Origin of the sequence: Mycobacterium botniense (assembly GCF_010723305.1) — a bacterium.
GTDB lineage: Bacteria > Actinomycetota > Actinomycetes > Mycobacteriales > Mycobacteriaceae > Mycobacterium > Mycobacterium botniense.
In genome coordinates this window covers 1,746,419-1,758,583 of sequence record NZ_BLKW01000004.1, presented here as the reverse complement: position 1 = coordinate 1,758,583, position 12,165 = coordinate 1,746,419, and the positions used below count along the sequence as shown (strand labels likewise).

The window sequence follows — 12,165 nt, the reverse complement described above, 5'->3', positions numbered from 1 at the left end:
GCCGATGACCGGTCACAGGCTCGCCGGGAGGTAATTGGCCGGGACCCGATGCGGGCTAACCGTTCCGGTGCCGAGCGGCTGCTGGCCCACGTGGGTGGCCTGAACGGGCTGGTGTACTCATCGCTGCCGGTGGTGGTGTTTGTGCTGAGCTCCGGCGTCTTTGGCCTGTTACCTGCGATCGGCGCCGCCGTCGGCGTGGCGGCGCTGATCATGCTGTGGCGGCTGATCCGCCGGGAGTCCACCCGACCGGCGGTGTCCGGTTTCATCGGGGTGGGCCTTTGCGCGCTGATCGCCTACGCGGTGGGCGAATCCAAGGGCTACTTCCTGCTGGGCATCTGGATGTCGTTGGTATGGGCGGTGGTGTTCGCGTTGTCCGTGGTCATCCGCAGACCGGTCGTCGGTTATCTGTGGAGCTGGGCCAGCGGACAGGATCGCAGCTGGCGCGGGGTGCGCGGCGCGGTCTACGCCTTCGACGCTGCGACGCTGGGCTGGGTGATGGTGTTCGGTGCCCGGTTCGTGGTTCAGCGGCTTCTCTACGACGCCGATCAGACCGGCTGGCTTGCGGTGGCACGCATCGCCATGGGCTGGCCGCTGACGGCGGTGGCGGCGGCGGCGACGTACGGGGCCATCAAGGCCGCGCAACGTGCGATGGCCGCCCGCGGGTAGCCTGCCCGAACCTTTCGCCCGCGGCTCAGGACAAACCGGCGGTCCTCAGGTCGGGACGGCGCCGTCGGCGGGTGAATCCGTCGGCAGCAGTAGCCGGCGCAGCTCCTCCTCCACCTCGGTGACCGCGACGAAGATCAACTCGTCACCGCCTTCCAGCGGTTCGTCGGCCTGCGGCACGATGACCCGCGGCCCGCGCAGAATCGTCACCAGCGCGGCATCGCGCGGCAGTTGGAGCCGGCGCACCGGTTTACCGCCCCATGGCGTGTCGTCGGGCAGCGTGATCTCGACCAGGTTGGCTTGACCCTTGCGAAACTCCATCAGCCGCACCAGGTCGCCCACGGCGACGGCCTCTTCGATCAGCGACGCCAGCATCCGCGGCGTCGACACCGCCACATCCACACCCCAGGCGTCGGTGAACAGCCACTCGTTACGTGGATCGTTGACCCGGGCCACCACCCGCGGCACCGCAAACTCCGTCTTGGCCAGCAGGCTGAGCACCACGTTGACCTTGTCGTCACCGGTGGCGGCGACCACCACATCGAAGTCTTCCAGATGCACCGACTCCAGCACACTCAACTCGCAGGCGTCACCGAGCCGCCAGTGCGCGGCCGGGATCACATCGACGTCGACATGATCGGGGTTGCGTTCGATCAGCGTCACGTCGTGGCCGCTTTCGACGAGTTCGCGGGTGACCGAACGGCCCACCGCGCCGGCGCCAGCGACAGCTACTTTCATGTGCGCCACTCCTTAATCCCGGTTATGCCGGCATCGTCGTCGCCGGGTTTCAGCCGCCTTCCCCGGCCGCGCAGCCTCACGACTCGAGGTCCTCGCTGGGCGGCAAGGCCGCGATCGCAGCGGCTTCGGCGGCCCGCCCGGCGATCGCGGCCACGTAAACCTGATCGCCGGCCTGGATCACGGTTTTCGCCTCCGGCAGCACGCCGGTGCCGAACCGGATCAGGAATGCGACCCGCGAACCGGTGGCCTCCTCCAGTTCGGTGATGCGGTGCCCCACCCAATCTTCGTGCACGACGAGTTCGGTGACGGCGACGGTGCCGGTCGGGTCGCGCCACTTCGTGGTCTCACTTTCCCGCAGGAGGGCATTGAGCAGGCGGTCGGTGGTCCACGGCACGGTGGCGATCGTGGGGATACCCAGCCGTTCGTAGACCGCGGCGCGTTTGGCGTCGTAGATGCGCGCGACAACACGCGGCACACCGAACGTTTCCCTGGCCAGCCGCGCCGAGATGATGTTCGAGTTGTCCCCGGATGACACCGCGGCGAAGGCTTCGGCTTCCTCGATACCGGCCCGCAACAGCACGTCGCGGTCGAATCCCAGACCCAGGACCCGTTCGCCGGCAAATTCCGGGCTGAGCCGGTTGAAGGCGGTGCTGTCACGGTCGATTACCGCGACATCGTGACCGATCCGTGACAGGCCCTCGGCAACCGAGGCCCCCACCCGGCCGCAGCCCATCACCACTATCCGCACCTGAGATCCTTTCGGCCGTGTTCTGTTTGCCCCTGTTTGTCAAGCCCTGTCGGTAACCACGTTAGCCAGCCGATTTAGCCTTCGAACGTTCCCGACGAGGGAACGCTACCGCCAACCGGGCGGGGGCTTACCCTTGGCTCTCGTGGCCAAACTTTCCACCGCGGCGCGGCGGCTGGTTTTGGGCCGGCCCTTTCGCAGTGACCGGCTCAGCCACACGCTGTTGCCCAAACGGATCGCGCTGCCGGTGTTCGCCTCGGATGCGCTGTCTTCGGTGGCCTACGCCCCGGAGGAAATCTTTTTGACCCTTTCCGTGGCCGGTTTGGCGGCCTACTCGTTGACGCCGTGGATCGGCCTGGCAGTGGCGGCGGTGTTGCTGGTCGTCGTGGCCAGCTACCGGCAGAACGTGCACGCGTATCCGTCCGGCGGCGGTGACTACGAGGTGGTCACAACCAACCTCGGCGCCAACGCCGGGCTGGCTGTTGCGAGTGCCCTGATGGTGGATTACGTTCTCACGGTTGCGGTTTCGACTGCGTCGGCGATGTCGAATATCGGCTCGGCAATCCCCTTCGTCGCCGAGCACAAGGTGTTGTTCTGCGTCAGCGCGGTGCTTCTGGTCATGGCGATGAATTTGCGCGGGGTCCGGGAATCGGGGGTGGCTTTCGCCATCCCCTCTTATGCGTTCATCGTCGGGCTGGCCATCATGCTCGCGTGGGGGCTGTTCCGGATTTACGTGCTGGGCGATCCGTTACGGGCTGAATCCGCGAGTTTCCAAATGCATTCCGAACACGGCAGGATTGTCGGTGCGGCACTGGTGTTTCTGGTGGCACGGTCGTTCTCCTCGGGGTGTGCCGCACTCACTGGTGTGGAAGCCATCAGCAACGGCGTGCCGGCATTCCGGAAACCCAAGTCGCGCAACGCGGCGGCGACACTGCTGATGCTGGGCATCATCGCGGTGAGCTTGTTCATGGGCATCATCGCATTGGCGAAGAAAACCGGTGTTCAAGTGGTCGACGACCCGGCCACCCAGCTGGCCGGTATCCCGGCGGGCTACCAGCAGAAGACACTGGTCACCCAGATCGCCCAGACTGTATTCGGCAGCTTCCACATCGGCTTCTTGCTGATCGCCGCGGTGACCGCGCTGATCTTGGTGCTGGCGGCCAACACGGCGTTCAACGGTTTCCCGGTTCTCGGCTCGGTGCTGGCGCAGCACAGCTACCTTCCCCGCCAACTGCACACCCGGGGCGACCGGCTGGCGTTTTCCAACGGGATCGTGTTTTTGTCCGTGGCAGCCCTGGCGGCGCTCATTGCGTTCCAGGCGGAGGTCACCGCGCTGATCCAGCTGTACATCGTCGGCGTGTTCATCTCGTTCACGCTGAGCCAGATCGGCATGGTGCGGCACTGGACCCGGTTGCTGCGCACCGAGACCGACCGGGCGCTCCGGCGCAAGATGATGCGTTCCCGGGTGGTCAACACGATCGGCTTCATATCCACCGGGACGGTGCTGCTGATCGTGCTGGTAACCAAGTTCGTGGCCGGGGCCTGGATTGCCGTGGTGGCGATGACATCGCTTTACGCCGTGATGAAGCTGATCCGCAGACATTACGACGCCGTCAGCCGGGAATTGCGCGAACAAGCCGCTGCTCAGGATCACGAGGTGGTGTTGCCCAGCCGCAACCACGCCCTCGTATTGGTGTCGAAGCTGCATCTGCCGACGCTGCGCGCACTTGCCTACGCGCGCGCCACCCGTCCGGACGTGCTGGAGGCGATCACGGTCAACGTCGACGACACGGAAACCCGTGCGCTGGTGCGTAAATGGGCAGACAGTGACATCAGCGTGCCGCTTAAGGTGATCGCTTCGCCATATCGCGAGATCACCCGGCCCATACTCGATTACGTCAAGCGAGTCAGCAAGGAATCGCCCCGGACCGTGGTGACGGTGTTCATTCCGGAGTATGTGGTCGGCCACTGGTGGGAGCAATTGCTGCACAACCAGAGTGCGCTGCGGCTCAAAGGCCGATTGCTGTTCATGCCGGGCGTGATGGTGACGTCGGTTCCCTGGCAGCTGACGTCGTCTGAACGACTCAGAACGCTGCAGCCGCATGCGGCTCCGGGTGACGCCCGCCGGGGGATTTTCGATTGATGCCGCAATGCAATAGCGTGACACCTGCGGAACTGACAATGGTCACCGGCGCCCCGGCGAACGGCGGCAGCTGTGTGGCACGCCACGAGGGCCGGGTGGTTTTCGTGCGTTACGCATTACCCGGTGAGCGGGTGCGGGTGCGGGTCACCGCCGACCGGGGTTCCTACTGGCACGCCGAGGCGATCGAGGTGCTCGAACCGTCACCGGATCGGGTTGCGCCGTTGTGCCCGATCGCCGGGGTCGACGGCGCAGGGTGTTGCGATTTGGCGTTCGCCGATCCACAGGCGGCGCGCGCCATCAAGGCGCAGGTGGTCGCCAATCAGCTCGCGCGGCTGGGCGGTTACCACTGGTGCGGGGATATCGAACCGCTTGGGGCTCCGACCGGTTGGCGCACCCGGATTCGGCTCGACGTGGGTTCCGACGGCCGCGCCGGTTTTCACCGTTACCACAGCGACGAGCTGGTCACTGACTTGCGCTGCGGGCAGCTGCCCCCCGGCATGACCGCGGGTTTGGACTCGGCGGCCTGGCCGCCGGCCGCGCACCTACACGTCGCCGTCGGCGATGACGGTCAACGGCATGTGGTGCGGACGGCAAAACAGGGCCGGAAAACCGTCGCCACCGTGATCGAGGGCGGCGCGCAGGCGCTGCAGCGAGTGGGGCCGCGCAGCTGGCGGGTGCCGGTCACGGCGTTTTGGCAACCGCACCGCGACGCGGCCCGGGTGTACAGCAACCTGGTCCGCGACTGGGCTCAGCCCGCAGCCGGGATGATCGCCTGGGATCTGTACGGCGGCGCCGGGCTGTTCGCGGCGGTGCTGGCTGAGGCGGTGGGGGAGACCGGGCGGGTGTTGAGCGTGGACACCTCACCGGTGGCGTCGCGGGCGGCACGGGCCGCGCTGGCCGATTTACCCCAGGCCCAGGTGCTGACCGATTCGGTGCGTCGTGTGCTGGCAGCACAAACTGATGCCGCGGATGTGGCGGTGCTGGATCCGCCCCGTTCGGGTGCCGCGCGCGCAGTCATCGACCTGGTGGTCACTGCCGGTGTCCGGCGGTTGATTCACTTCGGTTGCGAAGCAGCAACTTTCGCTCGAGACATCGGTCTTTACCGCGGTCACGGCTACGCCGTCGAGGACATCCGGGTGTTCGACGCGTTCCCGCTGACCCACCATGTGGAATGCGTCGCCCTGTTGACACGCCCGCGGTGACGACGCCGGTGTGAGCGGCCCGGCTCGAGTCCGGCGGTGGCGCTGTCAGCTCAGCACGAAGTAGCGCACCCAAAGGTAGACACCGGTGAGCGCGAAGGAGGTGGCGGTGACTACCGCGCCTTTGCGGGTGAATTCCCAAAATGTGATGGGATTGTCTGCGCGCCGGGCGATTCCGAGGATGACCACGTTGGCGCTGGCGCCGACGGCGGTGAGGTTTCCGCCGAAACCGGTGCCGATGGCAAGAGCCCACCACAGGGCGTGCGGGTGCCCGTGGCCCAGCATGGATGGGGCCAGTTCGCCGACGATCGGCGCCATGGTCGCCGCAAACGGGACGTTGTTGATGACGCCGCTCACCGCCAGGGACACCGCCAGAATCAGCATCGTCGTCCACACCGCGTTGCCCCCGGTGACTGTGGCGGCCGAGCGCGCCAACTGGCCGACGACACCGGTCTTCACCAAAGCGCCGACCATGATGAACAAGCCGGCGAAAAACAGCAGCGTGTCCCATTCCACGCTGGCCAGATAATCCGCCCGTTCCAGTCCCGAAACCACGATCAGGATGCCGGCGCCCAACAGCGCCACCACCGACGGATCCATGTGCAGCAGTGAGTGGGCGATGAAAGCGGCGAACACCAGCACCAACACGACACCACACTTGATCAGCAGGGAGGGGTCGCGGATGGCCTCGCGCTCTTCCAGCGACATGACGTCGGCGACCCGCTGGGGGTCGACGGTGAACGCGCCGGGGAACAGTTTGGGCAGCAACGTGACGAACACGCCGATGACGATGACGACCAGCGGTGCCAAGTGGATCAGAAAGTCGTTGAACGACAGCCCCGCCCGGCTGGCGATGATGATGTTGGGCGGGTCGCCGACCAGCGTGGCCGTGCCGCCGATATTGGCGGCGAACGCTTCTGCGATCAAAAACGGTGCCGCGTTGATCGCCAGGCGCTCGCATACCAGCAGGGTCACCGGGGCGACCAGTAACACCGTGGTGACGTTGTCCAGCAGGGCCGAGCCGAACGCGGTGACCAGCACCAGCAGCACCATGATGCGCAGCGAGGAGCCTTTCGCACGTTTGGCCGCCCAGATCGCGGTGTATTCGAATACACCCGTCCGCCGCAGCACGCTGACGATGATCATCATGCCGAGCAGCAAAAAGATGACGTCCCAGTCGATTCCGGTGGTGCGCGAATAGAACACGTCGCTGGAACTGATCACCGGCAAGGTGACGACGATCGCCGCACCCGTCAACGCCACCAGCGTTTTGTTGACCCGGTCGTTAGCGATGAGCGCATAGGCGACCACGAAGACGGTGACCGCGATGACGCTCATGAAACGTCCTGTCGCCGTGCGCGTCCGCGGCTTTTCGCCGCTTTCGCGGAGCTCAATGTCTCAGTGCCGCGGCCAGCAGCCGCGATGCCGTGATCACTCCACGCAGCGCGCCGTCTTTGACCACGGCGATGAGCGGGCTTCTCACCCGCGCCATGGCCGCGGCCACTTCGATGATCGTGTCGCCGGCGTCGGCCGGGGGCACGTCGACCAGATGCTCGGGCAGCACGTCGCGGACCCTCTTGCCGCGCAGCTTGTCCGCGGCCCGGTCGGCCATGGATTCGTCGAGCACACCGGCCAGCGAGGGGTCGTCCTGGACGTAGCGGGGCACGATGAAGCGGACAACCTGCGACGCCGGCAACACCGCATACGGTTTTCCGGCGGTGTCCGTGACGACGATGCCGGGCAGGCGGTGCTCGGCGAGCATGCGGGCGGCCTCAAGTGCGTCGGAGTCGATGGACACGACCGGGAAATCCTCGGCGATCTCCTCTGCACGCATACGGTGATGATACGTCGCCGCCGCACATGCGGCAGGTGCCCGGTCGGGTGCCCGCAGCCGCAGAGCCGGCCCGACGCGCCGACACCGGGCCGGCGCCGTCTGCGTACACTGGCGAGATGCTTGAACAGATCCGCGGGCCCGCTGATCTGCAGCACCTCTCCCAGCCACAGCTTCGGGAGCTGGCTCACGAGATCCGCGAGTTTTTGATCCACAAGGTGGCCGCGACGGGCGGACACCTGGGACCTAATCTCGGTGTCGTCGAGTTGACACTGGCGCTGCACCGGGTGTTCGACTCGCCGCACGACCCGATCATCTTCGACACCGGCCACCAGGCTTACGTGCACAAGATGCTGACCGGCCGCTGCCCGGATTTCGAAACGCTGCGCAAAAAGGGCGGGCTGTCGGGTTATCCCAGCCGTGCCGAGAGCGAACACGACTGGGTGGAGTCCAGCCACGCCAGCGCGGCGCTCTCGTACGCCGACGGTCTGGCCAAGGCGTTCGAGCTGACCGGGCACCGCAACCGGCATGTGGTGGCCGTGGTCGGCGATGGCGCGCTCACCGGCGGCATGTGCTGGGAGGCGCTCAACAACATCGCCGCGGCCCGCCGGCCGGTGGTGATCGTCGTCAACGACAACGGCCGCAGCTACGCGCCCACCTTCGGCGGGCTGGCCGACCACCTGGCCATGTTGCGGCTGCAGCCGGGCTATGAGCGGGCGCTGGAGAAGGGCCGCAGCGCCATGCGCGGCATTCCGATGGTGGGCGAGTTGTGCTACCGCGTCATGCACAGCGTCAAAGCCGGCATCAAAGACGCATTGTCCCCGCAGCTGCTGTTCACCGATCTCGGGCTGAAATACGTCGGGCCCGTCGACGGCCACGACGGGCACGCGGTGGAGACCGCGCTGCGCAACGCGCGCGGCTTCGGCGCCCCGGTGATCGTGCACGTGGTCACCCGCAAGGGCATGGGCTACCCGCCCGCCGAGGATGACGAGGCCGAGCAGATGCATTCCTGCGGGGTGATCGACCCGGCGACCGGTCAGGCCACCACGGTGGCCGGCCCGAGCTGGACGGCGACCTTCGCCGACGCGCTGCTTGCCTATGGCGCCAAACGCCGGGATGTGGTGGCCATCACCGCGGCGATGGCGGGCCCGACCGGGTTGACCGCGTTCGGGCAGCGGTTCCCCGACCGGTTGTTCGACGTCGGGATTGCCGAGCAGCATGCCGTGACCTCGGCGGCCGGGCTGGCGATGGGCGGGTTGCACCCGGTCGTGGCGATCTATTCGACGTTTCTGAACCGGGCGTTCGACCAGATCATCATGGATGTCGCGCTGCACAAGCTGCCGGTCACCCTGGTACTTGACCGGGCCGGGATCACCGGCCCGGACGGCGCCAGCCACAACGGCATGTGGGATTTGTCGATGCTGGGCATCGTGCCCGGCATGCGGGTGGCCGCGCCCCGCGATGCCACCCGGCTGCGCGAAGAGCTCGGGGAGGCGCTGGACGTCGACGACGGTCCCACCGCAATTCGCTTCCCCAAAGGTGATGTGGGAGAGGATATTCCGGCGCTGGAGCGCCGCTCGGGTGTCGATGTGCTGGCGGTTCCCGCCGACGGGCTGAGCCACGACGTGCTGCTGGTGGCGGTGGGGGTGTTCGCGTCGATGGCGCTCGCAGTGGCCACGCGGCTGCGCAAGCAGGGTATCGGGGTCACGGTGGTCGACCCGCGGTGGGTTTTGCCGGTGCCGGATGCGGTGCGCGAAATGGCGGCAACACACAAACTGGTTGTCACGGTGGAGGACAACGGTGTCAGCGGCGGTGTGGGGTCGGCGGTGTCGGCGGCGCTGCGGCGCGCCGAGATCGACGTCCCGTGCCGCGATGTCGGGCTGCCGCAGCGGTTCTACGACCAGGCGTCGCGGGGTGAGGTGCTCGCCGAGGCGGGCCTGACCGAGCAGGATATCGCCCGCCAGATCACCGGGTGGGTCGCCGCGTTGAGCAGCGGCCAGGTGCTGGGGCACGAGCCGGAGACCAGCGAGCACCTCGACTAAGACGCAGCGGGGTCAGCCGGCACAGGGCCGCAGCGCGGCGGCCAGCACCGGGACCACGAGTTGCCGCTGCCAGGTCCGCGCCTGGCCGGCCCGTAAAAAGTCCTCGATCGTCTGTTCGTCACCACCTGCCCACTCCCAGCACAGCCGGCGCACCAGCTCCGGTGACACCAGATTCTCCGTCGGCACCGAAACACGCTGCGACAGCTCGGCCAGCGCGGCGCGGGCGGCATCCAGCCGCGCAGCGGCTTCGGGTTTCCGTTTGCCCCACCGCACCGCCGGCGGGGGACCGTTCGTAGGCTCGGATTCCTGTGGGGGATCGGGATTTTCCCGGGCCGCTTGTAACGCGGCCAGCCACAGCTGGGCGTTGCGGCGCTGTTTGCGCCCGCCGAAGACCGGCAACGCGATGAGGTCGTCGAGCGTTTTCGGGTCGGCGATGGCGGCCTCGATGATGGCCGAATCCGGCAGGATGCGGCCCGGCGCGATATCGCGGCGGGCCGCGATGCTGTCCCGGAGCATCCACAGCTCGCGGACCGCGGCCAGCCCGCGCCGGTCGCGCACAGTGTGGATCCCCGAGGTGCGTCGCCACCGATCCCGCCGGCCCGCCGGAGCCGACTGTGCTGCAACGGTGCGCAGGTACTCGAATTCCTCTGCGGCCCACTGTGTTTTGCCCTGTTCAGCCAGCACGGCCGCGATTGCTTCGCGTAGCTCGATGAGCACTTCGACATCAAGTGCCGCATAGTTCAGCCACGCCGCCGGCAGCGGACGTTTCGACCAGTCGGCCGCGCCGTGGCCCTTGGCCAGGCTCAGCCCGAGCAGCCGCTGCACCATGGCCGCCAGATTGACCCGTTCAAAACCGGCCAGCCTTCCAGCCAGTTCGGTGTCATACAGCGCCGGCGGCCGCATACCCAGCTCGGCCAGACACGGCAGATCTTGATCGGCGGCGTGCAGGATCCATTCGTCGGCGCCGAGCACCGCGGCGACGGGGCGGAGCACGGCCAGCGGATCACCCCCGTGGCTGACCGGGTCGATGAGCACGGTGCCGGCACCGGCGCGCCGGATCTGGATCAAATACGCGCGGTTGACATAGCGGAAACCCGATGCCCGCTCGGCGTCCACGGCAAACGGTCCCGATCCGGTCGCCAAGAGCTCGGCGGCGGCCGCGATCTCAGTCGGTGTCGCCGAGAGCTCCGGTATCCCGTCGGCGGGATGCAGCAGCGGGATCGGGCCGGGTTCGGTACTGCCGTGCTGATCGGGCGCCGCTCCCGACATCTCAGACGCGTGACCGCGAGCTCAGGTCGGTCACCCCGACCGGCGGCAGCCCAGCGGCGTGCTCGAGCACCTCGCAGAACGCCTCCACATGGGTGCCCAGGTCAGGAGTGGTCGCCGTCCACGAGGCCCGCAGCTCGAGCTGATGCGCCCGCGGCGGTCCGGCGATGTCGCCGTAGCGCACCGATGTGGTGGCGGTGACGGTGCCACCGAGAGCGGTGACATGGTCGGCGCGTGACCCCAGCGCGTCGGCCAGCCAGCTCCACGCCACTTCAGGCAGCAGTGGGTCAACGGCCTCGCTGGCGTCCAAGTCGGCCTGGATATAGGCCACCAGCCGCATGGTGCCGTCCCAGGCTTCGGATCTGTCCGGGTCATAGAGCAAGATCAGCCGGCCGAACGCGTCGCCCTCGGATCGTTCCGGGACGATGTCGAGCTCGGGATGTTTCACCTCGGCACCCAGGGCATAGCTGTACGGCGCGAGTCGCTGCGGCGGGCGGATGGGGCCGAGCTCGATTTCGGAGCGCACCCTGACAGCATTCATCGCTGCCACTGCCTCGCGAAATGGGGCCGGTTCGGCTGAGGTCAACAGCGCCGCTCCTCCTCATCGCTGCGCTCTGCATCGTCGCCGGCGCGCGTCACAACACTCGACGGTAGCCCCATCCGCCGACACGCGGGGACAGGCACGCCGGTTCATCGTGGCCGGGCCGCGGTGCTCTCGGGGCCGGCGGCGAACCGGGCGGGGCGCTTCTCGCGGTGGGCGGCCAGCCCCTCGTGGACATCGGGGCCGCTGAACCCGATGAACTCCAGGCCGAGCGCTGTTTCGAAAGCGGGCGCGAACATCCGGTACCAGTAATTGAGGCTGTGCTTGGTCCAGCGGATCGCCGTCTGCGCGCCTTGCGCGAGATCCTCGGCCAGCTGTGTTGCGGTCGCGAGCACCTCGCCGTCGTCCACACACGTGGAGACCAGGCCGATCCGCTCGGCCTCCGCACCGCTGAGCGGGCGGCAGGTGAGCAGGTAGTACTTGGCCTTGGCCATGCCGACCAGCAGCGGCCAGCAGATGGCGGCGTGATCGCCGGCCGCCACCCCGAGCTTGGTGTGCCCGTCGATGATTTTTGCGTTGCGGCCCGCCACCGAGATATCGGCGAGCAACGCCACCACCAGGCCAGCGCCGACAGCCGGTCCGTGGATGGCCGAGACCACCGGCTTATCGCAGTTGACCATGTTCAACACCAGGTCACGGGCTTCACGCATGATCCGGACCCGGTCGGCAAATCCGCCCATAGTCTCTTCGATCAGGTCGAAACTGCCGCCCGAGGAAAACGCCGTGCCTTCCCCGCGGACGAGGACCACGCGCACGTCCGGATCGCGGTCGATCTCCGGCCAGATGTCGGCAAGATCCCGATGCATCTGCGGGCCCACCGAATTGAGCCCGGGCGCGTCGAGCACCACGTGCAGCACGCCGCTGTCGCGCAGTTCGATTCGCAAACTGGGGAACTGGTCGTAATTGACGGGAGGGTGGCTAACTGGCATCCCGGCTC

General features: G+C 67.4%; 10 protein-coding genes and 1 pseudogene. 4 read left to right on the top strand and 7 right to left on the bottom strand.

Features of this window, described 5'->3' with window-relative positions; translation table 11 throughout:
• Positions 1-48: 48 nt before the first annotated feature.
• Positions 49-666 carry a DUF3159 domain-containing protein gene (locus G6N08_RS18095; protein ID WP_163760859.1) on the top strand — a complete coding sequence of 206 codons (618 nt, stop codon included), beginning with the start codon at positions 49-51 and terminating at the stop codon, positions 664-666.
• 45 nt (positions 667-711) lie between these two features.
• On the opposite strand, the gene G6N08_RS18090 is transcribed toward G6N08_RS18095, so the two are convergent.
• Together G6N08_RS18090 and G6N08_RS18085 are read right to left on the bottom strand one after the other, a co-directional pair.
• On the bottom strand, positions 712-1,401 hold the full coding sequence (locus tag G6N08_RS18090) for a potassium channel family protein (protein WP_163759546.1): 690 nt from the start codon (positions 1,399-1,401) through the stop codon (positions 712-714).
• 76 nt (positions 1,402-1,477) lie between these two features.
• Positions 1,478-2,149, bottom strand: coding sequence for a potassium channel family protein (locus G6N08_RS18085; RefSeq protein WP_163759543.1), 672 nt, complete (start codon positions 2,147-2,149; stop codon positions 1,478-1,480).
• A gap of 142 nt (positions 2,150-2,291) precedes the next feature.
• Here G6N08_RS18085 and G6N08_RS18080 point away from each other — a divergent pair, with 142 nt between their 5' ends.
• Together G6N08_RS18080 and G6N08_RS18075 are read left to right on the top strand one after the other, a co-directional pair.
• Complete coding sequence (locus tag G6N08_RS18080) at positions 2,292-4,289, top strand: APC family permease (RefSeq protein WP_163759540.1); 1,998 nt, start codon at positions 2,292-2,294, stop codon at positions 4,287-4,289.
• Complete coding sequence (locus G6N08_RS18075; RefSeq protein WP_163759537.1) at positions 4,289-5,491, top strand: class I SAM-dependent RNA methyltransferase; 1,203 nt, start codon at positions 4,289-4,291, stop codon at positions 5,489-5,491. The genes G6N08_RS18080 and G6N08_RS18075 overlap by 1 nt, the downstream gene beginning before the upstream one ends.
• A gap of 45 nt (positions 5,492-5,536) precedes the next feature.
• Here G6N08_RS18075 and G6N08_RS18070 read toward each other — a convergent pair whose 3' ends face one another.
• Positions 5,537-6,826 carry an ArsB/NhaD family transporter gene (locus G6N08_RS18070; RefSeq protein WP_163759534.1) on the bottom strand — a complete coding sequence of 430 codons (1,290 nt, stop codon included), beginning with the start codon at positions 6,824-6,826 and terminating at the stop codon, positions 5,537-5,539.
• Positions 6,827-6,878: 52 nt separating this feature from the next.
• A complete protein-coding gene (locus G6N08_RS18065; RefSeq protein ID WP_163759530.1) occupies positions 6,879-7,322 on the bottom strand; it encodes a CBS domain-containing protein in 444 nt (147 codons plus the stop codon).
• A 116-nt stretch (positions 7,323-7,438) separates the two neighbouring features.
• Between G6N08_RS18065 and dxs the strand changes: the two genes are divergently transcribed.
• Positions 7,439-9,361, top strand: coding sequence for a 1-deoxy-D-xylulose-5-phosphate synthase (gene dxs, locus G6N08_RS18060; protein WP_163759527.1), 1,923 nt, complete (start codon positions 7,439-7,441; stop codon positions 9,359-9,361).
• 12 nt (positions 9,362-9,373) lie between these two features.
• On the opposite strand, the gene G6N08_RS18055 is transcribed toward dxs, so the two are convergent.
• From G6N08_RS18055 to G6N08_RS18045, 3 genes and pseudogenes are all read right to left on the bottom strand, one after another.
• Positions 9,374-10,630: an HRDC domain-containing protein gene (locus tag G6N08_RS18055; protein ID WP_163759523.1), complete on the bottom strand. Its 1,257-nt coding sequence runs from the start codon at positions 10,628-10,630 to the stop codon at positions 9,374-9,376.
• A gap of 1 nt (position 10,631) precedes the next feature.
• Positions 10,632-11,266: pseudogene (locus G6N08_RS18050) on the bottom strand (DUF3000 domain-containing protein).
• A 51-nt stretch (positions 11,267-11,317) separates the two neighbouring features.
• Positions 11,318-12,157, bottom strand: coding sequence for an enoyl-CoA hydratase/isomerase family protein (locus tag G6N08_RS18045; protein ID WP_163759518.1), 840 nt, complete (start codon positions 12,155-12,157; stop codon positions 11,318-11,320).
• Positions 12,158-12,165: the final 8 nt, after the last annotated feature.